This is a genomic window from Sphingobium sp. FW305-3-2-15-F-TSA7 (assembly GCF_058787155.1).
In genome coordinates, this window is record NZ_JBYSZM010000011.1 from 87,755 (window position 1) to 112,147 (window position 24,393).

Genomic DNA, 24,393 nt, shown 5'->3' on the forward strand with positions numbered 1-24,393 from the left:
AGAATGATCCGCCCGCGAAATGGTTCAAGCCCTTTTCGCGGGCAGATGCCGATCACTCCGCCGGATAGGCTGCCGCAGACGCCTTGTCGTCGCCGGGCTTGTAGGTCAGCAGCCGCCTGCGCAGCATCGGCCCGACCCGCTTTTCGAAGCCGTCCGCCAGGCTGAAACCGGCGGGCACGATCAGCAATGTCAGCAATGTCGACATGATCAGGCCGCCGATCACCACCGTCCCCATCGGCGCGCGCCATGCACCGTCACCCGACAGCGACAATGCGGTCGGCACCATGCCTGCGACCATCGCGACCGTGGTCATCACGATCGGCTGGGCACGCTTGTGCCCGGCTTCCATGATCGCATGGAATTTGTCGGCGCCGGTCTGCATCTCCTCGATCGCGAAGTCGATCAGCAGGATCGAGTTCTTGGCGACGATGCCGAACAGCATCAATATGCCGATGAAGACCGGCATCGAGATGGGCTGCCCGATCAGGAGAAGCGCGATCAGGCCGCCCAGCGGGGCGAGCAGCAGCGAGCCCATGTTCACCAGCGGCGACATGAAGCGCTTGTAGAGCAGTACCAGTACCGCGAAGACCAGCAGGATGCCGGAGGCCAGCGCGATGCCGAAGCTCTTCATCATCTCCGCCTGCCATTCATCCTCGCCGAACGGCGCATTGGACACGCCGGCGGGCAGATTCTTCATGATCGGCAGATTGTTGATCAGCGTCATCGCCGTGCCCTTTACGGTGCCGGGGGAGAGATCCGCGCCGACGAAGACGCGGCGATTCTGATTGTAGCGCTGGATCGAGACCGGTCCGGAGCCGAAGCCGATCTCGGCGACGCGGCTGAGCGGCACGGATTCGCCGGTCGCGGTCTGCACCGGCAGATTCTCGATCGTGGACAGATCGCGCCGCGAGCCTTCGGCCAGCATCACACGGATCGGCACCTGACGGTCGGTCAGCGAGAATTTCGCGCTGTTCTGGTCGATATCGCCCAGGGTCGCGATGCGGATCGTCTGACTGAGCGCCGCGGTCGTCACGCCGAGTTGCGCCGCAAGATCGAGCCGCGGTTTGATGATCAGTTCGGGCCGCCGCATATCGGCGGTGACACGCGGCGAGCGGACTTCCTTCAGCCCCTTCATCTGCTCGACGAGCGTCGCCGCCGTCCGGTCGAGCAGCACCGGATTCGAGCCCGAGAGCATCACCGAGATGTCTCGCCCGGTTCCGCCGCCGCCGCTGTTCTGCGCCTGAAAATAAACGCGGGCGTCCGCGATTTTCGCCAGTTGCGGCGCCAGGTCGCGCTCGAACTCGAGGCTGGTGCGCTGCCGCTTCTTATGCAGGCTGATATAGATATTGCCGCTGCCCTCGCGCACGCCCTCCATGGTCAATTCGACCTCGGGCTGCTTCCTGAGGAGCGTGTTGACCTGCTCGGCGACATCCTCGGTCTGCTGCAGCGTGGTTCCCGGCACCATTTCGATGCGGACTTGGCTGGTGTCCTGGTTGACCGTCGGGAAGAACTGCATCGGGATGACCGCGAACAGGCCGACCGTCGCGGCGAAGGCGAGCACGCCGATCCCCATCGTCCACCAGCGGTTGTGGAGCGACCAGTTGAGCACCTTCATATACCGGTCCATCATCGGACCGCCGCCATGGTCGGCTTCGCCGTGCGCCTTCAGGAAATAGGCCGCGATCATCGGCGTGATCATCCGCGCCACGGCCAGGCTGATCAGCACAGAGGCGACGACGGTCAGGCCGAAATTCTTGAAGAACTGTCCCGACACGCCCGGCATCAGGCCGACGGGCAGGAACACCGCGACGATCGAGAAAGTGGTCGCCACCACCGCCAGGCCGATCTCGTCGGCCGCGTCGATCGATGCCTGATAGGCGGTCTTGCCCATTCGCATATGTCTGACGATGTTCTCGATCTCGACGATGGCGTCGTCGACGAGCACGCCGGCGACAAGCCCGAGCGCGAGCAGAGACAGCGAATTGAGCGTGAAGCCCATCAGGTCCATGACCCAGAAAGTCGGGATGGCGGACAGCGGAATGGCCAATGCCGAAATGACGGTGGCCCGCCAGTCGCGCAGGAACAGGAAGACGACGACGACGGCAAGCACCGCCCCCTCGATCATCGCCGCCATCGAGCTGTGATATTGCGCTTCGGTATAGACCACGGTGTTGAACATCGGGATCACCTTGACCCCGGGATTCTCCTTCTCGATCTGCGCGATGATCTTTTCGGTGGCGTGGAAGACCGACACGTCGGACGCCCCGCGCGCACGAGAGATCGAGAAGCTGACGACCTGCTTGCCGGACACCTTGCCGATGCGGACCTGCTCGCTGAAGCCATCGGTCACCTTCGCGACCTCGCCGAGCTGGATCGTGCGGCCGTTGCCCAGCGATATCTGGGTCTGCGAAAGCTGATAGGCATCGGCCGCATTACCGAGCACGCGCACCGACTGTCGTGATCCCGCGATCTCCGCCTTGCCGCCCGCGGCGTTGATGTTCACCTGGCGCAGCACATTGTTGATCTGCGCGGCGGTCACGCCCTGCGCCTGCATCCGCGCGGGATCGAGGATGACGCGGATCTCGCGGTCGACGCCGCCATTGCGCTCCACCTTGCCCATGCCGCTGATCGCCATCAGCCGCTTGGAGATTGAATCGTCGACGAACCAGCTCAGCTGCTCCATCGTCATGTCGGAGGCCTGGACCGCGAAATAGGCGAGCGGCTCGCCCGCGGTCGTCTCCTTCTGGACGAACGGTTCCATGATGCCGTCGGGAAGCTCGCCGCGGATCTGGTCGATCGCGTTCTTCACTTCATTGACGGCCTGGTTGATGTCGGTGCCGATCTGGAACTCGACCATCGTCGACGACGAGCCCTCGTTCGCCGTCGAACTGATGTTGCGGACACCATCGATGCTGCGCACCGCAGATTCGACGCGCTGCGTGATCTGCGTCTCGATCTCGGTCGGCGCGGCGCCGGGCTGCGAGATCGACGCGATGACGAGCGGGAATTCGATGTCCGGCTGGTTCTGGACCTCCATGCTCATGAAGCTGACGATGCCGGCGAGCGTCAGTCCGACGAACAGCACGATGGGGGCGACCGGATTGCGGATCGACCAGGCGGAAATATTCCTGAAATTCATCGTCTCACGTCCATATCTCTGCGCCCGTCAGTGACGGGCGGCCGGCCGAATTTCAGTTCTTGCGCGCCAGTTCGGGCTTGACCGTCTCACCCGGGTTGAGGAAGCCGCCGGCACGCATCACGACCTTTTCCGTACCGTTCAGGCCCGAGGTGATCGCAATGCCCGTCGCCGTCACCGTGCCCGTCGTCACCGGCCGGCGCTCCACCTTGTTGCCCTTGCCGACAAGATAGACGAAATTGCCCTTCTCATCGCTCAGCACCGCCGATTCCGGCAGCAGCGGCTGTTCCTGCGTGCCGCGGACGATCCGCGCCGTGGCGAAACCGCCCGGACGGATCGCCGGATCATAGGCCAGCGCGAGCCGCGCAGTGCCCTGGCGCGATGTCGGATCGATGACGGGCGATACCTGCCAGACCCGCCCGGTGAAGGTGCGATCGGTCCCGACCGGGATCACCGACGCCTGCGCGCCGACCGGCAATCCCGCGAGATCGGTCTCGCTCAACCGTGCGAGCAACTCCATCTCGCCGCCCTTGGCCATGCGGAACAATACGCCGCTGCCCGAACTCACCACCTGGCCCGGCTCGACATTGCGCGTCAGCACAAGCCCCGCCTCCGGTGCGCGGATGTCCAGCCGGCCGGTGCGGGCGCGCGATTCGCCGAGCGAAGCCTCCGCCACGCGGACACGCGCAACCGCGGCATCGCGCGTCGCGATTCTCCGCTCGACATCGGCCTTCGACACGAAGCCGCGCGACACCAGCGACTGCGCGCGATCAAGCTCGGACTGGGCGAGCCGCGCATCTGCGCGGGCCACATTGATCTGGGCGGCGAGCTGGGCATTGGTCTGGACTTGGACCGAGCGGTCGATGGTGGCGAGCACCTGCCCCGCGCCGACCCATTGGCCGGGCTCGACCAGCACGCGGGAGACCATGCCGCCTTCGCCGGCGACGCCGACCGGCATCTCGCGCCGCGCCGCCAGCGTGCCGGTGACCGAAATGACGTGATCGACGGCCTGGTGGCCCGGTACGATCACGGTCACGACGGGCATCGCCTGTGCTTGCGTGTCGGTCGCAGCGCCACTGCCGGTCATGCTCTTGAATGCGAAGAAAGCCGCCACGGCGACGATGAGCACCACGACCGCGCCGACGATCAGCCGCCGCCGCCGGATCCGCCGCGCATGCTCTTCTTCCGAGAGCAGCTCGACGCCGTCAGTCGCCGTCAAACGCGTTTCATAGTTCATCATCTTACGCCTTCAGCTTCGTGCCGGTTCCCATGACGGCAGTGTATTACATCAATAAGTCAGTAGTCTCAAGCGGGACTTTTTGGACCGGCGCCTCTGCGTCGAATGACGTTGCGGATCAAGCGGAACCGCAGCGATTCTGGCGGGTATATGATGCGCGGGCTTGCCAAATCCGCCTATCGGCAGGACAAGATGCGCAGGGGCGGCGCAGCGGGGACGGCGGATGGACATTTTCTGGTGGATCTTCGTCGGCCTGATCGCGGGCGCGCTCGGCAAGTTCATCATGCCCGGGCGCGACCCCGGCGGCTTCATCGTCACCATATTGATCGGCATCGCCGGCGCGGTCCTGGCCGGCTATGTCAGCCAGATGCTCCGCATCTCGGAGCCGGGCGAGACTGCGAGCCTGTGGAAGACGATCGTCGGCGCCACGATGGGCTCGATCGTGCTGCTCATCCTCTATCGCCTGATCATGGCGGGCCGGACGCGTCATTAAGCTTCCGTGCAGCGTCGTTCTGCTTATGGAACAAGACCGCCGCGTTCTTGGCGGATCGAAGGAGTAAATGATTTCATGACAAAGGCCCCGATCGCCGTGGCGCTCAGCGCCCTCGCCCTGACGCCGGCAACGCTCGCGGCACAGACGACCGTGCCCGTGCCGGTCGCCGTCCTCCAAGGCACCCGGCTCGACATCGTCGCAACCGGTGAAACCAAGCGCGTGCCCGACGTGGCCGTGATCAGCGCGGGCGTCGTCACCCAGGCCACCGACGCCGCGGGCGCGATGCGCGAAAATGCGCAGCGCATGTCCGGCGTGGTCGCAGCGCTCCGCAAGGCGGGCGTCGCCGAACGCGACATCGCCACCGCCACGATCAGCCTGAACCCGCAATATCGCTATGGCGAGAATGTCCCGCCGGTGATCACCGGCTATCAGGCGACCAATACCGTCTCGATCCGTTTCCGCGACGTCGCCAAGAGCGGCACGATCCTCGACGCGCTCGTCGCCCAGGGCGCCAACCAGATAAACGGCCCCAGCCTGCAGATCGACAAGCCCGAAGCGGCCGAGGACGAGGCGCGCACCGACGCGATCCGCAAGGCGCGCGCGCGCGCCGAACTCTATGCCGTCGCGGCCGGACTCAAGGTGAAGCGCATCCTGTCGATCAGCGAGTCGGGCGGCTACGCGCCGCCGCCGCCGGTCGCCTATATGCGGGCGAGCATGGCCGGCAAGGAGGCCGATTCGATGGTCGTCGCGGGCGAACAGTCGGTCGGCGTCACCGTTTCGGTCAGCTTCGAACTGGAGTGACAGCTCTGCCGTGCTGACGGCGGAATAAACATGAAAAGGGCCGCGCGGAAAATTCCGTGCGGCCCTTTTTTATTGAGGCGACCGGATCAGCGAACGCGACCGCGGCGAACGAGATTGACGACCGCGAGCAGTACAACCGCACCGACGAACGACGCGATCAGCGAGCGCGCGTCGAATCCGGAGCTGTTGATCGAGCCGCCGGAAATGAACAGGCCGGCGAGGAACGCGCCGACGATGCCGACGATGATGTTCAGGAAAATGCCCTGTTGCGCGTCGGTCCGCATCACGATGCTGGCCAGCCAGCCGATAATGCCACCCACGATGAGCCAAAGAATGATACCCATATGGTAGATCCTCCTGTCGCTGCCATCCGCTGAGTAGCGGACGACTTGAGCGAAGATACTACGATCAGGCGACGTGCTTTGTTCCGTTGGCGTCACGGCCGCAAGTGACTGTCGGACAAGAAAATCCCCACCACACCGATGACCGGCGGGTGGGGACAATGGTGTCGGTCGGGGCTGACCGGTTATTCAGTAACGCTGCTGGCGTTCGTAAAGAGAGCGGTAATGCTGGATGCGCGTCACGCGCAGCCCGGGCATGCCCGAACGATCGACCGCGCGCTGCCAGCCGGCAAATTCTTCCAGAGTCAGACCATAGCGCTCACAAGCCTCGTCGACGGTCAGCAGACCGCCATTGACCGCGGCAACCACCTCGGCCTTGCGCCGCACGACCCAGCGGGTCGTCGATGGCGGCGGAAGCGAGTCCAGCGTGAGCGGCTCGCCGAGCGGACCGATCACTTGCGCCGGCCTTATCTTCTGATTTTCGATCATTCCTACCTCAAACCAGTTCGCGGTCTGTCAATGTGATGAATCGGCCTACACCAGGGACGTTGAAATAAGCCTAAAGCCGGAGGGTAAATATTCTGGTCATGTTTGCAGACCGGATGTGAGGCGCCGGGCAGCGGCGACGTTGAAGCTCCCGCCGAGTTCTGCGGGCGTAACGGTCGCACCATCGGCGAACAGCATGATCATGGGATCGCGCGACAGACCGGTTTCGGCCGCGTCGCGCTCGAGCAGAATCTGGCGACGCGCGGTCGCGGTCACCGATTGCTGCGCGGAAAGCCCCGCGAGCAGCACCGGAAAATCGGGAACCACCCCCAGCGGCCGCGCAAGCAGCCTTTCGAAGCGGGCAAATGCGAAATCCATCCCCGACGATGTAAGGAAAGGGGGTGAATCACTGGTAAAGGCGCGGCAAAAAAATGCGGAATCTCAACATTCCGCGCCGCAGCATCTCTTAAATTATTGATGTTCAGCCGTATTCATATGCGCCTTGGCGCAACTGCGGCGGACATGAAAAGAGGCTGCCGGGCCTGATGGCCCCGCCAACCCCCTAACATGGTCAGCGGCCGGAGTTTCCAGCCCGGGAGACCAATGATCGCGCTATTAGCCGCGCGTCCCCCGAACGGACTGAACCGACCTCATTGCTGAACCATGAGACATCGGATCACCTCCTTTCGCTTGTTGAAGCCTTTGTGCCGCTTGGCACGACCAATGTGTGAATCATCCCGATTCGCGACACAAGACTTGTTTTGATTTTTTTTCTGAGCAAGAATCGTCGCTTCGCGCCGAACCGACGGAAATCGCGTCAGCCGCGGCAATCCTCCACCACCCGCGCAATCTCCGCCCAGCCGGGCAAAACCATCTCCTCGGCCCCGTCCGCGCGCACCAGGAAACGGCCGCGCGTGTAGACCAACCGGTCGAGAAAACCGTCATTCGCGTTCGTCGTCGCCGCCACGCTCGGCGGCGAACCGCCGATATTGGCAAGCGCATAGCTCGACGCGCCGGCGGTCGAAGTCAGGGTCAGCCGCGCGCTGCTGCCCGGATCGAGCACGCCCGACCGTTCGAAACGAATGCGCCGCGCCGCCTTTTCACAGCGTATCGCGAAACGCACGGCCGCGCCGGGCTGACCGAATTGCGCGACCGACCCGCCGGCATCCTCGCGATAGCTCCAGTCGCCCGGCGTGGCCGGACGATCGGTCCAGTCCCCTGCCGGCGCGGGCGGCGGCGGAACGGGCGCCGGTGGCGGTGGTGCGGTCGGCGGTGACGCGGGTGCCGGCGGTGCGGGCTCGCTCGGACGGACACAGCCGCCAAGCGCCGCCAGGGCAATCAGAGAGACGAGGCCGGCCTTACGCATTCCATTCCTTCCAGAACCACCGATACCGACCCGAGCATAAGCGCTGGACCGACCGGCACAAGCCGCACCCGTCGTGCACCCGCGCTTGCCCGTCGCGGTCGCGCCGGACATAAGACGCTGTTTGGAAATGCGCTTGTGGCGCATTGCCGCACCGGCCCGCTCCCCCACCCGGCCTCCCAGACGATACTGCCGTTGGGAGGCCGGGTGGGGGAGCGGGCTGGTGCGGCAATGCGCCATCGGCGCATTTCCAAATGGACTCTCAGCCGATGAAATCCACGTCGCCACCCATCGCTTCGCGCAACGCGGTGAGCGCCTGGGCCTTGATCTGGTGGACGCGCGGAACGCTGACACCCAGGATCTCGGCGATTTCTGACAGGTTGAGCTCCTCGACGAAATAAAGCTGCACGATCAGCTGATGGCGTTCGGCCAGGCCGGCGATGGCCTCGACCAGTCGGCCACGTGTCTCGGCATCGGCCAGCCGGTCGAAACTGTCGGGCTTGTCGTCGGCAAAGGCGGGGTCGCTATCCGAATAGCAATCCTCCAGCCCTTCGAAGCGCAGTGGCGTCGAAGCGACGCGCAGTGCGGCAAGATCGGCTTCGCTCATCTCCATCGCCGCCGCGAGTTCGGCAGAGGAGGCCGGACGGCCGAGCGCGACCTGCAGCGCGGCGCCCTTGTCGCGCATTTCGCGGCGGCGCTCCATCGCGCCGCGCGAAATCGTGGCATTGCGGCGCAGCATGTCGATCATCGCGCCGCGCACGCGCATCTTGGCATAGGCCGCGAAGCCGTCATCGCTTTCGCTCTCATGCCGGCGCACGCATTCGGTGAGCGCGACCAGCCCGGTCTGGACCAGATCCTCGATCTCGAGATCGGCATGGCCCGATCCATGGATATGCCAGGCAAGGCGGCGGACCAGCGGCATGAATCGCCGGATGCGATCCATCGGGTCCTGCCGGTAGATGTCGGCGGAAATCGTCGACTTGTAAGGATGAGTCATGCTGTCATGCTTTCCTTCTGGGCCGGACGGCCAGTGTCTTCGCTGAATGAAACGGGGCCTTCACTGGCGCCGCCGACCACCGCGACGACCTCGATCGGCTGGGTCGCGGGCAGTTCGGCGATGCTGATCACCAGGCATTGCGGCGCGCGCAGCTTGAGCAATGCGGTGACGGAGCGGCGGACGCGGGGCTGGACGACGAGCGCGCAGGGCGGCTGGTCGGGGGTACGCTGGGCCATGATGTCGCGGATGCGATCGCCGATCGATCGGGCGAGATCGGGCTCGATCACCGGCTGGTTCGTCGCCGGATCGATCATGCCCTGCATGATCATCGATTCCAGCCCGCCGTCGAGCGTGATCACGGGCAGCCGGTCGGCGGGCCCGCAGATCCGCCCGATGATATAGCCGCCCAGATCGATGCGCAGCATGTCGATCAGACGCTCATGGTCGAGCGTCTGCTGGACCGAGGCCGACAGGCTGGCGAAGATCGGCAGCAGGTGCGAGATCGATACGCCTTCCTCGAGCAGCGAGCGCAGCAGGCGCGTCATCGCGGCAAGCGACAGCGGCTGCGGATAGACGGTCTCGACCAGGCCCGAGGCGCGATCCTTGAGCCCGTCGATCAGCGCCAGCACTTCGTCGGGGCCGAGCAGGGCCTGTGGGCGATCGATCAGCAGCTGGTTGAGCTGGGTCGCGATGACGGTGCTGGCGTCGACCACCAGATAGCCGTCGGCAATGGCAAGGTCGCGCAGGCCGGCGTCGATCCACAGCGCGTCGCAGCCGAAGCTGGGATCGCGGGTCGGTTCGCCGGTGAAGGCGGGCTGTGCGCTGCCCTCTCCGGCGTTGATCGCGAGCAGCTTGTCCGGGCGGATCGTGGCGCCGCCGATGACGACGCCGCCGAGCAGCACGCGATAGGCGGTCGGCGCCAGATCCAGGCTGTCGCGCACCCGGATCTGCGGCACGACGAAACCGAACAGCTGCGACAATTGCTTGCGCACGCCGGTGATGCGGCTGACCAGCGGCGCGCTACGCTTGTCGTCGACCAGATGGACCAGGCCGAAGCCGAGCTCGATGGTGACCAGCGTATGATCGCTGACATCGTCGAGGCGGATCTCGTTGGGATTGGCGACCGCGACCGGTTCGGGCGCTGCCACCGGCGGGTTCTTGGCGCGTTTCGACAGATGCCAGGCGATATAGCCGGAGATCGCCGCGGCGGGCAGGAAGATGGTCTGCGGCATCGCCGGGATCACGCCGATGACGCCCAGGATGAAGGCGACGGGAACCCAGATCGCGGCATTGGCGAACTGGCCGCCGATCTGGCCGGTCAGATCCTCGGAACTGGTGACACGGGTGACGATGGCGGCCGCCGCGATCGACAGCAGCAGCGACGGCACCTGCGCGACGAGCGCATCACCGACCGCCAAGGTGACATAATGTTCGGCGGCTTCCGACGCGCTGAGGCCGTGGCTGATCATGCCCAGGCAGAAACCGGCGATGATGTTGACCGCCAGGATCAGCAGGGCGGCGATCGCGTCGCCCTTCACGAATTTGGAGGCACCGTCCATCGAACCGTAGAAATCGGCTTCGGTCGTGACTTCCACACGGCGCGCGCGGGCTTCGTCGGGCGTCATCAGCCCGGCGGCGAGATCGGCGTCGATTGCCATCTGCTTGCCGGGGAGCGCATCGAGCGTGAAGCGTGCCGATACTTCGGAGACACGGCCGGCACCCTTGGTGACGACGACCAGGTTGATGATCATCAGGATGGCGAAGACGAACAGGCCGACGATGAAATTGCCGCCGATCAGGAAAGCGCCGAACGCCTCGATGACATGGCCGGCCGCGGCCGTGCCCTCATGGCCCGACACCAGCACGACGCGCGTGGACGCGACGTTGAGCGCCAGGCGCAGCAATGTCGCGAACAGGAGGACGGTGGGGAAGGACGAGAAATCGAGCGGCTTGCGCGCATTGATCGCCGCCATCAGGATTGCGATCGACAGGCCGATGTTGATGACGAAGAAGATGTCGAGCACGATCGAGGAGATCGGCACGATCATCAGCACGATCAGCGCCAATATGCCGCCGGGCAGCGCGAAGCCGCGCGCCGAGGGCATCATCATGCGGGGCAGAGCGAGCGCGCTCACAGGTTGAACGCCTGGAGACGGGCATAGGCCTGGCGGACATTGCCGCGGCCGGTGTCATTGCCGGCGATGTCGAGCCCGAAACTGGCGCGCAGCGTTTCCGCCATGGTCGGGCGCGGCGCGGGCGCCGCCGGCTGGACGGCGTCGATCGGCCGGGCCTGCCGGTGCATGGGGCCGGGCGGTGGTGCGCCGGCATTGATCGCCGCGATATCGAAGCTGCCGAACCCGCCAGTGTCGCCGCCATTGCGCTCGATCGCATTGCCCAGCTTGTTCTGGAACAGGCCGTAGACCTGGCCGAGCGAGCGGGCATCGCCGCTGGCGTCGAAGAAGATCGAACGGTTGGCGGCCGCGGCCTTGGGAAATAGCGAGGCCGCCGACGTTTCCGGATTGCGCTGCGCATTCTGGAGGAATGTCGAGGCGCCCGCAGGACCGAGAAAATGGGCGAGATAAAGGTCGGTGCCGTTGGGCTCGCGGCCGAGCGCCGATTGCAAGGTCGCGCGATTGTCGTTGGCGAATTCGCCGGCCATCAGCGATGCGACCTGCGGATCGAAACGCATCGCCAGGATCTGCTGCCGCATGGCGGGATCGCGCACGATCGGCCCCTTGGGCGTCTGTTCGATCTGCGCGGCCGCCCAGCCCAGGCCATGCTCGGCGCCATGCTTTTCGAGCGTGTTCAGCCAAGTGCTGGAAATGAACTGGAACAGCCCGCTGGCGCTCGACGTCGAGGCGCGGGCGTCGGGATCCAGGCTGCTTTCGAGGCTGGCCTGGCCGAGCAGATAGTCGAAATCGACGCCGGTGCTGGACGAGGCGCGCCGGATCTCCGCGCGCACCGCGACCTGGCTCGCCACTGGCTGGACTTGCGGCATTGCTCGACATCCTCCTGGCCCGGCGCAACGGCGCGTCCGGACGGGAGGGAATTAAGCAATAGCCGTGCCAGTTCTTTCGATCAGGCGGGGCGGCGGCCGATATGCGGGCTGGCCGCGCCGGTGCGATAGACGTCGTTGCGACCCGTCAACATGTTCAGCCGCGCACTCACATTGGCGGCCAGAAGATTGCGTGTCTGGCGGTTTACCTCGTTCAGGCGATGTGCCGCCTCGACCATGCCGCGGCATTCGTCGTCGAGTTCGTTCATGTCCGCGGCGGCGATCCGCCCGACCAGCGCCGATTTCTGATTGGCGCAGACCATGATGGTGTCGAGGTCGATGGCGGCAAGCGCTTGCCGTTCGTCCTGCAGGGCGGCAAGCATTTGCCGCAGGCTGTCCTTGATGGCGGTCATTTGGCGGTCCGAAGCAATATGCCGGCTGCGATGATCGCATCGGCGATCTTGGCCGGAACGACAGGATAGCTGCCGTCGGCAATGGCCTTGCGGATCAGCGCGACGCGATCCTGGTCGACGGGTGGCGTTGCGGCCGATCCGAGCGTTTCGGCGGCGACGACCGGCTGTGCGGTGGCCGTCGGCCGGCCGGCCTGACCGGTCTGTTGCGACGCGCCGGCCGCAGCCTGCTCCCTGGCATTGGCGATCCGCCGTGCCGGGCTGATGGGTGACGTGTCCATGCTGCTCAAGTCCTGATCCAAGCCTTTCAGGACACCAGAACGGCAGTGATGGGCGTGACTTAAGGGGATAAATGATGGTGTGCCGGCGCGATCGATCCGCCTGCGCCCAAAACCGGTCGATCCGGGGCGCGGATCCGCGCCCCGGAGACCATGTTCCGGTTGGTTTCTCTCGCCTTTTACGGAGAGAGCAGGGGCGTGCGTCCGATCAGGACGACGGCATGCTGACCAGGCCGCGGCGCAGTACCTGGCAGGTCAGGACTTCGCCCTTGCCGCCCGCCTTGATCTTGATCCAGCTGCCGACGGGCCCGGCTTCCATCGCCTGGCCGCCCTGGCTGATCGTGAAGCCGGTGCCCTTGACCTCGATGGTCACGACATCGCCCTTGGCGATGGCCAGGCCGCCAGTCTGGACGACGGTTTCGGCGCCCATCACCGCATTGGTCGGCACGACCGGCACGAACAATTTCCATCCCGCGCCGACGGGGCATTCGAGAATCACGGTATCGCGGCGCATCGAGCGCCACGACAGCCGGACGTCGCCGCCGCACGATGCGAGCCGAAGCCTGCGATCGACGGGCGCCGCGGCGCCGCCGGGTGCGCCGAGCGCATTGCCGGTGAAGCGCTGGATCGCCTGATCGAGCGCGATGTGGTCGATGGTCGGCGTGACGGCACTGGCCGGGACGGCGGCCGTCACGAGAGCGAGAGCTGGAATCAAACGGATCATGTCGAGCCTTTCAATATTTCACGGTTGGTTGAAGCAAGGAATGTGCCAATGTTGCCATCAGCCTTGGTCGAAACTGAGTGTCACGGTGACCGCATCCGCGGTCGCGGGTTCGAGGATCAGCCGCACCGAACGGCCGGTCAGCGCGGGATCGGCGCTGATCGCGGCCGCATCGGCCAGCACCGCGTCGCGGCGTCCCGGGCGGTAGCCGCCATGGACGTTGATGCGCATATGCGCGTCGATCGCCTGGCCCTTCAGCCATTGATCAAGCGGCGGGGCACCCTCGCCGGCACGCCACATCGCGACGGGTTCGGCAAAGATCGGGGCAGGCTCCGGCGCGGGCGCCGCCACGGCGGCAGGGGCCGGCCGGACCGGTTTCGCCGGCGCCGATTCGACGCGTGCCAATGCCGAGAATGTGGTCAGGAACAGGATGATCGAGAGATCCGCCAGCATGATCTGCCAGCTCGTTCCGGGCTGCGCGATCATGCCGCCAGCGTCCTGGGTGCGCGTGATGGCGTGACCGGGCGCACGGATGCCGCTGCCGGGGCGGGGGCCATCTGGATCCTGAGCCAGTCGATCATCGCCTGGCGTCCCGATTCCTCGCGCTCGGCGATCCGCGTGATCTGGCGAGCGAGCGGTGCATAAAGCAGATTGGCGCTGAGCACGCCGTAAAGCGTGGTCAGCACCGCGGACGAGACCGCCGCCGAGATCGCCTCGGGCGCCAGGCCGCCGGCGGGCAGCTGGGTCAGCGCCACCAGCGTGCCGGCCAGGCCGAAGACGGGCGCGAGATCGGCGGCGAGATTGAGCAGCCGGGCGCCGTCGGCGGCGACGCGCTCGCGCACGGCGCGGCGGGCTTCGTGATGATCGAACAGCGCGTCGATCGAGCGGCGCTGCAGCATCGTCTCGACCGCTTCGGACAGGTCATGGTCGGGGATCGTCGCCAGCGGCGCGCGCAGCAGCCCTTCGCGATCGATATGGCGCACCTGGGCGGCAAGCGCCGCGCGGGCGCGGGCTTCCGAGAAGCGCGGCCGGAACAGCGATGCGAGCGCGCGGCCGGTATTGGCGATCTCGGACAAACCGGAGCGCAGCAATGTGGCCGCCAGCGTGCCGCAAAGCACCAGCAACAGCGCATTCAGGTCGAACATCCTGTCGAACGACATGCCTCAATCTCCCTTCGCGATCCGGAGCGGCCGCAGCCGCCCGCACTTCGCGAAGACGGGATTGAGCAAGGGGCGTGCCAATCGCCGGGATGGGCCGATTGCGCCGCCGATCCGGCCCGGCGGCGGCAGCCGGGCGGAAAAATCTTGCCTCGATGCGGCAAGATCTTGCCGGGCCTTTGCCGCTTTCGGCCGGGATCGGCGGAAAATCGCACCCTTTCGCGATTTGGCACGCCTGTTGCATATGTGCCGGCGAAGGTCCGGCCCATGTCGGATCAATTTGGGAGCAAGGCCGATGGCCGAGAGTCTCTTTGGTATCCATGGCGCTGCGCTCGAGGTGCGTTCGCACCGCCTCGGCCTGTTGTCGTCGAACATCGCCAATGCGGCGACGCCCGGCTACAAGGCACGCGACATCGATTTCGAGACCGCACTGCAGGCGCGCCTCAACGGTGACGGCGCCGACGCCGCCATGGCCAAGGCCGAACGCTATCGCGTGCCGTTGATGCCCTCGCTCGACGGCAACACCGTCGAACTCGCCAGCGAACAGGTCGCCTTTTCCGAAAATGCGGTCGGCTATGCGACGACCCTGTCCTTCATCCAGTCGCGGGTCGAAACGCTGACCCGCGCGCTCAAGGGCGAATGACGATGGCGAACCCGATGACCATCTTCGACGTCGCCGGACGCGCCATGTCGGCACAGCTCGTGCGCATGAACAGCTCGGCGTCGAACCTCGCCAATGCCGGCAGCGTCGCGAGCAGTGCCGATGCGGTCTACAAACCGATCAAGCCCGTGTTCCGCACCGAGCTCGACCGTTCGACCGGCCTGATGAGCGTCAGCGTCGACCGCGTGATCCGCAGCGATGCGGAGGCGATCCGCCGGCACGATCCCGATCACCCGCTCGCCGACGAGAATGGCGACGTGTGGGCGGCCCCCGTCGATGAGACCCAGGAAATGGTCGAGATGATGGAGAGCGCCCGCCAGTACCAGAATGTGATCGAGGTGCTCCAGACCACCAAGACCCTGATGCTCGATACGATGAGGCTAGGCAAATGAACTTCAATTCCATCATAGCGGCGAACAGCTCGACCAAGGTCCCGGCTGACGCCAAGACATCCAACCAGCTCGGCCAGAAGGATTTTCTGCGCCTGCTGACCGCGCAGATGCAGACCCAGGATCCGTTCGACCCGGTCGATAATAAGGAGATGATCGCGCAGATGGCGCAATTCTCCAGCCTCGCCGGCCTGTCCGAGATCAACGACACGCTGAAGCTGATCAACACCAAGCTCGGCGGCGACGCACCCGCCGCGTGAACCCATTCTTCACAGGAGAAACACCATGTCCTTTTATACCTCGCTGAGCGGCGTCAAGAGCGCCCAGACCCAGCTCGAAGTCGTCTCGCACAATCTCGCAAACTCGGAGACCGCCGGCTACAAGCGGAGCCGCGCCAATTTCGCCGACGTCTTCGCGACCTCGTCGACGACGAACCCGCAGCTCGCAATGGGTGTCGGCACGCGCGTCGATTCGATCACCCAGATCTTTTCCAGCGGCCCGATCGAGCAGACCGGCAACGCGCTCGATCTCGCCATCACCGGCGAAGGATTCTTCGCCACCAAGTCGGCCGCGTCGGACGAGGTGATGTTCACCCGCAACGGCTCCTTCTCGGTCGACGAGGACGGCTATATCAAGCGCGGCACCAACGACCGGCTCCAGCTGTTCGCGGTCGCCGCCGACGGCACCGCCGACACCGGCGCGACGATCGACGCCCAGATCCCGGCCGAGAGCGCCGACGGATCCAAATTCGCCGGCATCACCGTCAGCGGCAATGGCGACATGATCGTGACCTTCGCCGACGGCACCAACCAGACGCTCGGCCGCGTCGCGATGGCGAGCTTCACCGCGCCCACCGGCCTGCGCCAGATGGGCTCGTCCAACTGGTCGCCGACCGGCCTGTCGGGTGAGCCGAGCTGGGGCGAGCCCGGCGACGGCCGCTTCAACGATCTGATGTCGGGCGCGGTCGAACGTTCCAATGTCGATCTCACCGAGGAACTCGTCGGCCTGATCACCGCGCAGCGCTATTTCCAGGCGAACGCCAAGGCGATCGACACCGCGTCGCAGATCACCCAGACGATCATCGGCATCCGGACCTAAGCGACATGGACCGCCTCATCTACACCGCCTATTCGGGCATGCGCGGATCGCTGTCCGCGCAGAGCGCGATCGCCAACAACCTGGCCAACGCGAACACGATCGGCTTTCGCGCCGAACGCACCGCGTTCGAGGCGCAGACGCTCAAGGGCCCGACCATCGAAGCCCGCGCGCCGAGCGCCATGGAGGTCAAGGACGTCGACATGACGGCGGGCGCGGTGGTGCAGACGGGGCGGTCGCTCGACGTCGCGATCGACGGCAAGGCGATGATGGCGGTCCAGGCCGATGACGGCTCGGAAGGCTATACGCGGCGCGGTGACCTGATGGTCTCGCCCTCGGGCCTGCTCCAGACCGGCGACGGCCATCTCGTCCTCGGCAATGGCGGCCCGATCTCGATCCCCGCCGCCGCTTCGATCTCGATCACGCCCGACGGCTCGGTCCAGGTCCTGGCGCCCGGCGGCGATCCGAAGAACCCCGAAACCGTCGATCGCATCAAATTGGTGTCGCCCGAAGGCACCCAGATCGCAAAGGCCGTCGACGGATTGTTCCGCGTGGTCGGCGACGGCGTGCTGCCTTCCGATCTCGATGCCCGCGTCACCACCGGCGCGCTCGAGCAGTCCAACGTCAACAGCGCGCAGATGCTCGTCGAGATGATCGAGAACCAGCGCTCGTTCGACATGCGCACCAAGATGCTGACCACCGCGAAGGACCTCGACGAGGGCGGCGCGGCGCTCATGCGCATCAACTGATTCAGCCAAGGAGCTATCCATGCCCACTTCCGCAATGCACATCGCCCGCACCGGCCTGGAGGCGCAGGATGCGCGCATGCGCGTCATCGCCAACAATCTGGCGAACGTCGGCACCACCGGCTTCAAGCGCGATCGCGCCTCGTTCGAGACGCTCGCCTATCAGGACGTGCGCGTCGCCGGCACCCAGTCGAGCAGCGAGACCAAATATGCGATCGGGCTCAATCTCGGCACCGGCGTGAAGGTGCAGGGCACCGCGCGGATCGAGACCCAGGGCTCGCTCAACACGACGAGCAACGCGCTCGACCTGGCGCTCGACGGCAATGGCTATTTCCAGGTGCAGATGCCCGGCGGCCAGACCGCCTATACCCGCGCCGGCAATTTCGCGCGCTCGCCCGAAGGGCAGCTGATCACCTCGCAGGGCTATCCGGTCCAGCCCGGCATCACCATTCCCGAGAATGCGACCGAGATTACCGTCGGTCTCGACGGCACGGTTTCCGCCACCGTCGCGGGCGAGAGCGAGCCGAGCCAGCTCGGCCAGCTCACCCTTGCCAGCTTCGCCAATCCGGCCGGGCTGCAGGCGACGGGCGACAATTTCCTGCTCGAGACCGCGGCGAGCGGTGCTGCTCAGGTCGGCATCGCCGGCCAGGACGGCCGCGGTTCGATCCGTCAGGGCATGCTCGAGGGATCGAACGTCAATGTCGTGGAGGAGCTGGTCGACATGATCGAATGCCAGCGCGCCTATGAGGTGAACTCCAAGATGATCTCCGCCGTCGACGAAATGCTGCGCAATGCAAACCAGACGCTTTAACCGCACGGTCGCGCTGCTGCTCGCGGGCGGCCTGGCCTTTTTCCTGTCGCCCGCCGACGCGAAAAAGGCCAAGCCCAAGCCGGGCTTCGAGGCGACATTGCCGCTGCCCGTCGCACAGGCGCCGGCCATCGCCGATGGCGCGATCTTCCAGGCCAGCAGCGGCTATGCCGCGCTTCACGAGGGCAATCGCGCCCGCGCGATCGGGGATCTGCTGACCGTCGTCCTGGTCGAACGGATCACCTCGACCAAGTCCGCGACGTCGAAGACGGCGCGCGACGGCGGCTTCTCGATCACACCGCCGACCGCCGGCCCGCTCGATTTTCTGAACCCCAATGCCCTTAAGGCTTCGGGCGGTTCGTCGTTCAATGGCAATGGCACTGCCGCGCAACAAAGCGCGCTGGGCGGCGAGGTCAGCGTGACCATCGCTCAGTTGCTCGGAAACGGCAGCGCTATCGTCAAGGGCCAGAAGCGGCTCACCTTGAGCCAGGGCGAGGAATGGGTGCAGTTTTCGGGAATCGTCCGGCTTGCCGACATCGACCAGATGAATCGCATCGCGTCGACCCGCGTCGCCGATGCCCGCATCGAATATTCGGGCAACGGCCAGGTCGCGCGCGCCAGCCGCGAAGGCTGGCTGCAGCGCTTCTTCAACATGATCAGTCCCTTCTAAGGTTCAAGGACCCCACGCCATGACCCGTTTGCCGAAGCTTTTCCTCGCTCTTTTCGCCGCCGCGGCGCTGCCCGTCGTGCCGGCGCATGCCGAGCGCGTGCGCGATCTCGGCACCTTTCAGGGCGTCCGGAACAACCAGCTTGTCGGCTATGGCATCGTCGTCGGCCTCGAAGGCACGGGTGACGACAATCTCGAATATGCCGCGCAAGCGGTGAAGGGCATGACCAGCCGTCTCGGCCTGCAACTGCCGCCGGGCGTCCAGCCCGGCCTGAAGAATGCGGCGGCGGTGATGATCACTGCCGATCTTCCCGCCTTCGCCAAGCCCGGCCAGCGCATCGACATCACGATCTCGGCGCTGGGCAAGGCGAAGTCGCTGCGTGGCGGTTCGCTGATCCTGTCGCCGCTCACCGGCGCCGACGGACAGACCTATGCGATGGCGCAGGGCAATCTCGTCGTCGGCGGTCTCGGCGTCTCGGCGCGCGACGGATCGAAATTGTCGGTCAATGTGCCGACGGTCGGGCGCATTCCCCTGGGCGCCACGGTCGAACGCGCCGTCGCGACGGGTTTCGATACCCGCGACGTGCTGCGCTTCAATCTGAACGAAGCCGATTTCCTGACCGCCCAGCGCGTGCGCGACGCGATCAACCAGAAATTCGGACCCGTCGCCACGCTCGAGGATGCGGTGACCGTTTCGCTTGCCTTGCCGACCGGCGCGAACACGCGCGGCGCGATGATGGCGGCGATCGAGATGCTCGACATCACGCCCGCCGAAGCGCCCGCCCGCGTCATCGTCAACAGCCGTAGCGGCACGGTGGTGATCAGCAGCGCGGTGCGGCTTGCGCCCGCCGCCGTCAGCCATGGCAAGCTCGTCATCCATATCGACGAAGCGCCGCAGATCTCGCAGCCCGCACCTTTTTCGCGCGGCGAAACCGCGGTCCAGGAAAACAGCACGATCTCGATCGAGCAGAGCAGCAATCACATGGCGCTGCTCAATCCCGGCCCGTCGCTGTCCTCGATCGTCGATTCGCTCAACAAGCTGGGCGTCAGCCCGCCCGATCTCGTCGCGATCCTCGAGGCGCTGAAGCAGGCGGGTTCGCTCAAGGCGGAGTTGATCGTGATATGATGATCACCAATTCCATGTCGGTGGCGCCGAAGCCGGCCGACCAGAAGGCCGAGCTCGGCAAGGCGGCGCAGCAGTTCGAGGCGATCTTCGTCCGGCAGATGCTGGCGGCCGCGCACAAGGCGAAACTGGCCGACGGGCTGTTCGACAACAGCGCGGTCGAACAGTTCCAGTCGATGCAGGATTCGCGGTTCGCGGACATCGTCTCCGAAAATGGCGGCCTCGGCCTTGCCAGGACGATCGAGCAGCAGCTCTCGCGCCAGATCGGCGGTAAGGTGCCATGAGCTCCGATCTCATGTCGATCGCGCGCAGCAGCGCCAATGCCGCTCGCGTCGCGCTCGAGGTCACTGCGCAGAACATCGCCAATGCCGGCACCGAGGGCTATGTCCGCCGCACCGCTTCCATGGCCGAAGTGTCGGGCAGCGGCATGCTCTACACCCAGAACGACGTATCGCTCCACGGCGTGCGCGTGTCGGGGATCGTGCGCAATGCCGACGAATTCCGCCTGGCCGAAGTGCGTCGCACCGGCAGCGATCTCGCCCGAGCCAATGCCGAAGTGGGCGCGCTGTCCAACATCGAGACCGCGATCGAGCAGCCCGGCATTTCCTCGGCGATCTCGAAATTCTCGGCGAGCCTGCAGGGGCTGAAGGCCGACCCGACCAATCCCGCGTTGCGCGCGGTGGTGATGGAAAATGCCCACTCGGTCGCCGACGCGTTGAAGGCGGCGGCAGGCGGACTCGATTCGGCGAAGACGGCGCTGCAGGCCGATGCGGTGGACGGCGTCGGCAAGCTCAACCAGCTTTCGGCGGATCTTGCCAAGATCAACACGCGCCTCGTCCGCTCGACCGAGGGCAGCAGCGATCAGGCCGCCCTGCTCGACAAGCGCGATTCCATTCTGAAATCGATGAGCGAGGTTGCCGGCGTCTCGGTGACGATCGGCGCGCACCGCACTGCCGAGGTCAGCCTGGGTGGCGTTTCGCTCGTCTCGCCCGCCGGCGTTTCGACCGTCGGCGTCGGCGTTGCGGCCGACGGATCGCTTGCCTTCGATGTCGGCGCCACCGGCGTCTCGATCGCCTCGGGATCGCTTGCGGGGACCGCGTCGGGCCTCGTCCAGGTCAACGACGCGCGCGCGCGGCTCGACGACGTCGCCGCCACGATCATCGGCGCGGTCAACGGCGCACAGGCATCGGGCGTCGCGCTCGACGGCAGTGCCGGACAGCCGCTGTTCGGCGGCACCGGTGCGGGCGATATCGCGCTGGTCGCGACCGGTGGCGACGCGATCGCCACAGCGCCTTCGGGTGCGGGCGCCGACAGCCGCAACACCGGCAATCTCGATACCATGATCGCGGCGCTCGGCAGCAGCAACGCGCTCCGCAAGTTCGATGCGCTGCTCAATGACGTCAGCGCCGCCGTGGCGGGGCGCACCGTGACGCGCGATGCGCTCGGCGTCATCGCCAATGGCGCACAAGGGGCGCTCGCCACCCAGGCGGGCGTCAGCCTCGATGACGAGGCCGCCAATCTGCTTCGCTACCAGCAGGCGTTCCAGGCCTCGGGCCGGATCATGCAGGTGTCGAAGGATCTCTTCGATTCCATCCTCTCGATCAATTGAGGCTGACCCATGACTGGCATCGGCACCGACGCATACTACAATCGCTCGATCGGAAGCCTGGCATCGCTGCGCGCGCGCGCGGAGACGCTCCAGACCCAGATCGCGAGCAAGCAGAGGCTTCAGCGCGGATCGGACGATGCGGTCGCGTCGCGGCAGCTGCGCGCGCTCAGCCATGACGACACGCTGGCGGCGGTGCACAAGACCAATGCCGCGATCGCCGATTCGGACATGTCGCTGGCCGATCAGGCGCTGACCGAACTCGGCAATCTGACGATCCGCGTCCAGGAACTCGCCACCCAATCGGCGAACGGGACGCTCAATCCCGCACAGCGCAAGATCAACGGCGAAGAAATCGCCCAGATCCACAAGAGCATGGTCGCGATCCTGAACGGCAAGGATTCGACGGGCCATCCGCTCTTCGCCGGAACCGCCAACGGCCCCGCTTATGTCGTCGCGGCCGGCGGCAGCGCCAGCTATGCGGGCAATGCCACGCCGGGCGAGCTCGACGTGGGTGAGGGCATCACCGTCGCGCGCAGCCTGACCGGTCCTGAATTCATGAATTTCTCGGTCGACGGCGTCGATACCGACCTGCTCACCGTGGTCGGCAATCTCGCCACGTCGCTCCAGTCCGGCTCCGCGACCGCCGCAAGCGATGCCGGTGCCGCGCTCAAGAGTCTGACGGCCGGGCTCGGTGCGATCGGCACTGGGCATGCGATCATCGGCGCGCGCCAGTCGCGCGTCGAACTCGCCACTTCGCTGGCGACCGAGCGCGGCGAAGTCCGCGCCGCCGATCAGGCCCGGCTGGGCACGACCGATCTGCCGACGGCCATCGCCGAGCTTCAGGAAATGATGACGGTGCTCGATGCGAGCCAGGCGAGCTTCACCAAGCTCTCGAGCATGTCGCTGTTCGACTATCTGCGGTGAAATTTCGCAGCACATCGCGGTTAACGTGGCGCTGACCATGCCGTTCTAACAAATGTCGCTCCCATTGGGGCGAACCGTTTCAAAGTCTTGGCCGCGCACCGGCCACCCCTGGGGGAAGCATGTTCGTAGCCATCGGCATTGTCGTTCTGATCGTCATGGTCTTCGGAGGCTTCACCATCACCGGTGGCGCGCTCGGCCCGGTCATGGAGGCGATCCCGCACGAGATGCTGATCATCGGCGGCGCCGCGGCCGGCGCGCTGATCACCGGCAACTCGATGCATGAGCTCAAGGCGCTCGGCAGCGGACTCGGCAAGGTGTTTAAGGGGCCGAAGCACAACAAGCAGGATCATATCGACGCGATGCTGCTCACGTCGAAACTGATGCGCATGCTGCGCACCGACGGCCCGGTGGCGATGGAAGCGCATGTCCAGGATCCCAAATCCTCCGCGATCTTCGCCGAATATCCACGCATCCTTGGCAATGACGCCCTGGTCTCGCTGATCTGCGACACGCTGACCTTGATCGTCGTGTCGTCGGGCACGCTCGAGGTCCATGCCGTCGAGGATGTCATGGACAATGCGATGAAGACGCATTTCCACGAGATGCAGGAACCGGTCCACACGCTCCAGTCGCTGTCCGATGCCTTGCCCGCGCTCGGCATCGTCGCGGCCGTGCTCGGCGTCGTGAAGACCATGGGGTCGATCGACAAGCCGCCGGCGATCCTGGGCGGCATGATCGGCTCGGCGCTGGTCGGTACCTTTCTCGGCGTTCTGCTCGCTTATGGCATCGTCGGCCCGCTCGCGACCCGGCTCAAGCAGGTGGCGGACGCCGACGAGCAGATCTTCCATGCGGTCAAGCAGATCATCATCGCATCGCTCCACAATTATCCGCAGCCGCTGGTCGTCGAGGCCGCACGCTCGGGCCTCAGCCATGCCTTCCGTCCCGGCCTGGCCGAGATGCTCGACGGACTGAGGAGCCGCTGAGGTGACGACCAAGGCCAAGAAGGGTTCGAACCTGCCACCGCCGATCATCGTCAAGAAGATCATCGTGGCGGGTGGCGGCGGTCATCATGGCGGCGCCTGGAAAGTCGCCTATGCGGACTTCGTCACCGCGATGATGGCGTTCTTCCTGCTGCTGTGGCTGCTCGGTGCCACCAACGAGAATCAGCGCAAGGGCATTGCCGACTATTTCTCGCCGACGCTCGTCAAGATGCGCGAGCAGAGCGCGGGCAGCAACGGCATGTTCGGCGGCGATTCGATCACCTCGGCGGACAATTATCCGCACCGCGCATCGCAGACCGGCACGCGCTCGCTCACCATTCCGCGCGATACCACCGGCGGGCCGCGCGAAGGCGCGACCGAGGATCGCAAGATCGCACAGGGGCCGACCCCGGAGCAGAAGGCACTGCGCCTGAACGCATTGCGCCAGCGTGTCACCAAGCGCGTCGAGACCACCGGCGAACTCAAGCGGCTGGCGAGCCAGATCCGCTTCGTCCAGACGGCGGAGGGCATCCGCATCGACCTGGTCGACGATGCCGACTTCTCGATGTTCCGGCTGGGGACCACCGTATTGGTGCCCGAGGCGGTCGAGCTGCTGCGCATTATCGGTGACGCGGTGAAGGGGGAGGCCGGCGCGCTGACCATCCGCGGCCATACCGATGCCTTGCCCTGGCGGCGGGGGCAGGTGGCGAGCAACTGGTCGCTGTCGTCGGGGCGTGCCGAGGCGACGCGCCAGGCGCTGATGGGCTTCGGCGTGGCCGAACCGCGCTTCCGGCGGATCGAGGGTGTCGCCGATCGCGAGCCGCTGATCGTGAAGGCGCCGACCGACCCCAGAAATCGTAGGATTTCCATCACCTTGGCCGACTGAATTCCGGCTTGCCTTTCCACTGCCAATGACTCTACATGCGTAGAATCCCTGTATGTCCCAATATGGGAAAAGGGGATATGCAACCGGAAT

Annotated in this window: 29 protein-coding genes; 15 read left to right on the forward strand and 14 right to left on the reverse strand. The window is 65.7% G+C overall.

The annotated features are described in order from the left end of the window. Positions 1–52: 52 nt before the first annotated feature. Together AC3WN8_RS10875 and AC3WN8_RS10880 are read right to left on the reverse strand one after the other, a co-directional pair. Positions 53–3,139, reverse strand: coding sequence for an efflux RND transporter permease subunit (locus tag AC3WN8_RS10875; protein ID WP_492669429.1), 3,087 nt, complete (start codon positions 3,137–3,139; stop codon positions 53–55). Between the two features lie 52 nt (positions 3,140–3,191). Continuing rightward, positions 3,192–4,373: an efflux RND transporter periplasmic adaptor subunit gene (locus tag AC3WN8_RS10880; protein ID WP_492669430.1), complete on the reverse strand. Its 1,182-nt coding sequence runs from the start codon at positions 4,371–4,373 to the stop codon at positions 3,192–3,194. Positions 4,374–4,596: 223 nt separating this feature from the next. Here AC3WN8_RS10880 and AC3WN8_RS10885 point away from each other — a divergent pair, with 223 nt between their 5' ends. Both AC3WN8_RS10885 and AC3WN8_RS10890 read left to right on the forward strand, forming a co-directional pair. Continuing rightward, on the forward strand, positions 4,597–4,866 hold the full coding sequence (locus AC3WN8_RS10885; protein ID WP_492669431.1) for a GlsB/YeaQ/YmgE family stress response membrane protein: 270 nt from the start codon (positions 4,597–4,599) through the stop codon (positions 4,864–4,866). A gap of 75 nt (positions 4,867–4,941) precedes the next feature. After that, positions 4,942–5,667 carry an SIMPL domain-containing protein gene (locus AC3WN8_RS10890; RefSeq protein WP_492669432.1) on the forward strand — a complete coding sequence of 242 codons (726 nt, stop codon included), beginning with the start codon at positions 4,942–4,944 and terminating at the stop codon, positions 5,665–5,667. A gap of 86 nt (positions 5,668–5,753) precedes the next feature. Here the strand turns inward: AC3WN8_RS10890 and AC3WN8_RS10895 are convergent, their stop codons facing one another. From AC3WN8_RS10895 to AC3WN8_RS10950, 12 genes are all read right to left on the reverse strand, one after another. Beyond that, a complete protein-coding gene (locus tag AC3WN8_RS10895) occupies positions 5,754–6,011 on the reverse strand; it encodes a GlsB/YeaQ/YmgE family stress response membrane protein (protein ID WP_492669433.1) in 258 nt (85 codons plus the stop codon). A 186-nt stretch (positions 6,012–6,197) separates the two neighbouring features. After that, the gene (gene sciP, locus AC3WN8_RS10900; protein WP_492669434.1) at positions 6,198–6,497 is read right to left on the reverse strand and encodes a CtrA inhibitor SciP; all 300 of its coding nucleotides are present in this window, start codon (positions 6,495–6,497) and stop codon (positions 6,198–6,200) included. 96 nt (positions 6,498–6,593) lie between these two features. Beyond that, positions 6,594–6,872, reverse strand: coding sequence for a hypothetical protein (locus AC3WN8_RS10905; RefSeq protein ID WP_492669435.1), 279 nt, complete (start codon positions 6,870–6,872; stop codon positions 6,594–6,596). A gap of 439 nt (positions 6,873–7,311) precedes the next feature. Further along, positions 7,312–7,860: a hypothetical protein gene (locus tag AC3WN8_RS10910; protein ID WP_492669436.1), complete on the reverse strand. Its 549-nt coding sequence runs from the start codon at positions 7,858–7,860 to the stop codon at positions 7,312–7,314. Between the two features lie 259 nt (positions 7,861–8,119). Further along, positions 8,120–8,854: a sigma-70 family RNA polymerase sigma factor gene (locus tag AC3WN8_RS10915; RefSeq protein ID WP_492669437.1), complete on the reverse strand. Its 735-nt coding sequence runs from the start codon at positions 8,852–8,854 to the stop codon at positions 8,120–8,122. Next, positions 8,851–10,959, reverse strand: a complete 2,109-nt coding sequence (locus tag AC3WN8_RS10920) for a flagellar biosynthesis protein FlhA (protein WP_492669518.1) — start codon at positions 10,957–10,959, stop codon at positions 8,851–8,853. Before AC3WN8_RS10920 ends, AC3WN8_RS10915 begins: the two co-directional genes overlap by 4 nt. Positions 10,960–10,985: 26 nt before the next feature. Continuing rightward, a complete protein-coding gene (locus AC3WN8_RS10925) occupies positions 10,986–11,852 on the reverse strand; it encodes a lysozyme family protein (protein ID WP_492669438.1) in 867 nt (288 codons plus the stop codon). Between the two features lie 80 nt (positions 11,853–11,932). Further along, a complete protein-coding gene (locus AC3WN8_RS10930) occupies positions 11,933–12,262 on the reverse strand; it encodes a flagellar protein FlgN (RefSeq protein ID WP_492669439.1) in 330 nt (109 codons plus the stop codon). Beyond that, a complete protein-coding gene (gene flgM / locus AC3WN8_RS10935) occupies positions 12,259–12,540 on the reverse strand; it encodes a flagellar biosynthesis anti-sigma factor FlgM (RefSeq protein ID WP_492669440.1) in 282 nt (93 codons plus the stop codon). The genes AC3WN8_RS10930 and flgM overlap by 4 nt, the downstream gene beginning before the upstream one ends. 205 nt (positions 12,541–12,745) lie before the next feature. After that, positions 12,746–13,261 carry a flagella basal body P-ring formation protein FlgA gene (locus tag AC3WN8_RS10940; protein WP_492669441.1) on the reverse strand — a complete coding sequence of 172 codons (516 nt, stop codon included), beginning with the start codon at positions 13,259–13,261 and terminating at the stop codon, positions 12,746–12,748. Positions 13,262–13,318: 57 nt separating this feature from the next. After that, entirely contained in the window at positions 13,319–13,744 is a 426-nt protein-coding gene (locus AC3WN8_RS10945; protein WP_492669442.1) for a hypothetical protein, read from the reverse strand. Then, positions 13,741–14,418, reverse strand: coding sequence for a MotA/TolQ/ExbB proton channel family protein (locus AC3WN8_RS10950; protein ID WP_492669443.1), 678 nt, complete (start codon positions 14,416–14,418; stop codon positions 13,741–13,743). Before AC3WN8_RS10950 ends, AC3WN8_RS10945 begins: the two co-directional genes overlap by 4 nt. Before the next feature lie 292 nt (positions 14,419–14,710). Between AC3WN8_RS10950 and flgB the strand changes: the two genes are divergently transcribed. The 13 genes from flgB (at position 14,711) to AC3WN8_RS11015 (ending at position 24,303) form a co-directional block, all read left to right on the forward strand. Further along, the gene (gene flgB, locus AC3WN8_RS10955; RefSeq protein WP_492669444.1) at positions 14,711–15,058 is read left to right on the forward strand and encodes a flagellar basal body rod protein FlgB; all 348 of its coding nucleotides are present in this window, start codon (positions 14,711–14,713) and stop codon (positions 15,056–15,058) included. A gap of 14 nt (positions 15,059–15,072) precedes the next feature. Continuing rightward, positions 15,073–15,468, forward strand: coding sequence for a flagellar basal body rod protein FlgC (flgC, locus tag AC3WN8_RS10960; protein ID WP_492669445.1), 396 nt, complete (start codon positions 15,073–15,075; stop codon positions 15,466–15,468). After that, positions 15,465–15,725 carry a flagellar hook assembly protein FlgD gene (locus tag AC3WN8_RS10965; protein ID WP_492669446.1) on the forward strand — a complete coding sequence of 87 codons (261 nt, stop codon included), beginning with the start codon at positions 15,465–15,467 and terminating at the stop codon, positions 15,723–15,725. Before flgC ends, AC3WN8_RS10965 begins: the two co-directional genes overlap by 4 nt. Positions 15,726–15,750: 25 nt before the next feature. Continuing rightward, positions 15,751–16,563: a flagellar hook-basal body complex protein gene (locus tag AC3WN8_RS10970; RefSeq protein ID WP_492669447.1), complete on the forward strand. Its 813-nt coding sequence runs from the start codon at positions 15,751–15,753 to the stop codon at positions 16,561–16,563. A gap of 5 nt (positions 16,564–16,568) precedes the next feature. Then, positions 16,569–17,309 carry a flagellar basal body rod protein FlgF gene (locus AC3WN8_RS10975; protein WP_492669448.1) on the forward strand — a complete coding sequence of 247 codons (741 nt, stop codon included), beginning with the start codon at positions 16,569–16,571 and terminating at the stop codon, positions 17,307–17,309. A 19-nt stretch (positions 17,310–17,328) separates the two neighbouring features. Next, entirely contained in the window at positions 17,329–18,117 is a 789-nt protein-coding gene (flgG, locus tag AC3WN8_RS10980; RefSeq protein ID WP_492669449.1) for a flagellar basal-body rod protein FlgG, read from the forward strand. Next, positions 18,098–18,784: a flagellar basal body L-ring protein FlgH gene (locus tag AC3WN8_RS10985; RefSeq protein WP_492669450.1), complete on the forward strand. Its 687-nt coding sequence runs from the start codon at positions 18,098–18,100 to the stop codon at positions 18,782–18,784. Before flgG ends, AC3WN8_RS10985 begins: the two co-directional genes overlap by 20 nt. A gap of 19 nt (positions 18,785–18,803) precedes the next feature. Beyond that, positions 18,804–19,907, forward strand: coding sequence for a flagellar basal body P-ring protein FlgI (locus AC3WN8_RS10990; protein WP_492669451.1), 1,104 nt, complete (start codon positions 18,804–18,806; stop codon positions 19,905–19,907). Then, on the forward strand, positions 19,904–20,188 hold the full coding sequence (locus AC3WN8_RS10995) for a rod-binding protein (RefSeq protein WP_492669452.1): 285 nt from the start codon (positions 19,904–19,906) through the stop codon (positions 20,186–20,188). The genes AC3WN8_RS10990 and AC3WN8_RS10995 overlap by 4 nt, the downstream gene beginning before the upstream one ends. Further along, entirely contained in the window at positions 20,185–21,513 is a 1,329-nt protein-coding gene (gene flgK / locus AC3WN8_RS11000) for a flagellar hook-associated protein FlgK (RefSeq protein WP_492669453.1), read from the forward strand. The genes AC3WN8_RS10995 and flgK overlap by 4 nt, the downstream gene beginning before the upstream one ends. Before the next feature lie 9 nt (positions 21,514–21,522). After that, positions 21,523–22,437 (forward strand): flagellin N-terminal helical domain-containing protein, encoded by a 915-nt coding sequence (locus tag AC3WN8_RS11005; protein ID WP_492669454.1) that lies wholly within the window; start codon positions 21,523–21,525, stop codon positions 22,435–22,437. Positions 22,438–22,556: 119 nt separating this feature from the next. Then, a complete protein-coding gene (gene motA, locus AC3WN8_RS11010) occupies positions 22,557–23,420 on the forward strand; it encodes a flagellar motor stator protein MotA (protein WP_492669455.1) in 864 nt (287 codons plus the stop codon). A 1-nt stretch (position 23,421) separates the two neighbouring features. Then, complete coding sequence (locus tag AC3WN8_RS11015) at positions 23,422–24,303, forward strand: flagellar motor protein MotB (RefSeq protein WP_492669456.1); 882 nt, start codon at positions 23,422–23,424, stop codon at positions 24,301–24,303. Positions 24,304–24,393: the final 90 nt, after the last annotated feature.

Coding starts and splice junctions, on each gene's coding strand:
- AC3WN8_RS10875 (WP_492669429.1), bottom strand. CDS start 3,139: ATGAATTTCAGGAATATTTCCGCCTGGTCGATCCGCAATCCGGTCGCC.
- AC3WN8_RS10880 (WP_492669430.1), bottom strand. CDS start 4,373: ATGAACTATGAAACGCGTTTGACGGCGACTGACGGCGTCGAGCTGCTC.
- AC3WN8_RS10885 (WP_492669431.1), top strand. CDS start 4,597: ATGGACATTTTCTGGTGGATCTTCGTCGGCCTGATCGCGGGCGCGCTC.
- AC3WN8_RS10890 (WP_492669432.1), top strand. CDS start 4,942: ATGACAAAGGCCCCGATCGCCGTGGCGCTCAGCGCCCTCGCCCTGACG.
- AC3WN8_RS10895 (WP_492669433.1), bottom strand. CDS start 6,011: ATGGGTATCATTCTTTGGCTCATCGTGGGTGGCATTATCGGCTGGCTG.
- sciP (WP_492669434.1), bottom strand. CDS start 6,497: ATGATCGAAAATCAGAAGATAAGGCCGGCGCAAGTGATCGGTCCGCTC.
- AC3WN8_RS10905 (WP_492669435.1), bottom strand. CDS start 6,872: ATGGATTTCGCATTTGCCCGCTTCGAAAGGCTGCTTGCGCGGCCGCTG.
- AC3WN8_RS10910 (WP_492669436.1), bottom strand. CDS start 7,860: ATGCGTAAGGCCGGCCTCGTCTCTCTGATTGCCCTGGCGGCGCTTGGC.
- AC3WN8_RS10915 (WP_492669437.1), bottom strand. CDS start 8,854: ATGACTCATCCTTACAAGTCGACGATTTCCGCCGACATCTACCGGCAG.
- AC3WN8_RS10920 (WP_492669518.1), bottom strand. CDS start 10,959: ATGCCCTCGGCGCGCGGCTTCGCGCTGCCCGGCGGCATATTGGCGCTG.
- AC3WN8_RS10925 (WP_492669438.1), bottom strand. CDS start 11,852: ATGCCGCAAGTCCAGCCAGTGGCGAGCCAGGTCGCGGTGCGCGCGGAG.
- AC3WN8_RS10930 (WP_492669439.1), bottom strand. CDS start 12,262: ATGACCGCCATCAAGGACAGCCTGCGGCAAATGCTTGCCGCCCTGCAG.
- flgM (WP_492669440.1), bottom strand. CDS start 12,540: ATGGACACGTCACCCATCAGCCCGGCACGGCGGATCGCCAATGCCAGG.
- AC3WN8_RS10940 (WP_492669441.1), bottom strand. CDS start 13,261: ATGATCCGTTTGATTCCAGCTCTCGCTCTCGTGACGGCCGCCGTCCCG.
- AC3WN8_RS10945 (WP_492669442.1), bottom strand. CDS start 13,744: ATGATCGCGCAGCCCGGAACGAGCTGGCAGATCATGCTGGCGGATCTC.
- AC3WN8_RS10950 (WP_492669443.1), bottom strand. CDS start 14,418: ATGTCGTTCGACAGGATGTTCGACCTGAATGCGCTGTTGCTGGTGCTT.
- flgB (WP_492669444.1), top strand. CDS start 14,711: ATGGCCGAGAGTCTCTTTGGTATCCATGGCGCTGCGCTCGAGGTGCGT.
- flgC (WP_492669445.1), top strand. CDS start 15,073: ATGACCATCTTCGACGTCGCCGGACGCGCCATGTCGGCACAGCTCGTG.
- AC3WN8_RS10965 (WP_492669446.1), top strand. CDS start 15,465: ATGAACTTCAATTCCATCATAGCGGCGAACAGCTCGACCAAGGTCCCG.
- AC3WN8_RS10970 (WP_492669447.1), top strand. CDS start 15,751: ATGTCCTTTTATACCTCGCTGAGCGGCGTCAAGAGCGCCCAGACCCAG.
- AC3WN8_RS10975 (WP_492669448.1), top strand. CDS start 16,569: ATGGACCGCCTCATCTACACCGCCTATTCGGGCATGCGCGGATCGCTG.
- flgG (WP_492669449.1), top strand. CDS start 17,329: ATGCCCACTTCCGCAATGCACATCGCCCGCACCGGCCTGGAGGCGCAG.
- AC3WN8_RS10985 (WP_492669450.1), top strand. CDS start 18,098: ATGCAAACCAGACGCTTTAACCGCACGGTCGCGCTGCTGCTCGCGGGC.
- AC3WN8_RS10990 (WP_492669451.1), top strand. CDS start 18,804: ATGACCCGTTTGCCGAAGCTTTTCCTCGCTCTTTTCGCCGCCGCGGCG.
- AC3WN8_RS10995 (WP_492669452.1), top strand. CDS start 19,904: ATGATGATCACCAATTCCATGTCGGTGGCGCCGAAGCCGGCCGACCAG.
- flgK (WP_492669453.1), top strand. CDS start 20,185: ATGAGCTCCGATCTCATGTCGATCGCGCGCAGCAGCGCCAATGCCGCT.
- AC3WN8_RS11005 (WP_492669454.1), top strand. CDS start 21,523: ATGACTGGCATCGGCACCGACGCATACTACAATCGCTCGATCGGAAGC.
- motA (WP_492669455.1), top strand. CDS start 22,557: ATGTTCGTAGCCATCGGCATTGTCGTTCTGATCGTCATGGTCTTCGGA.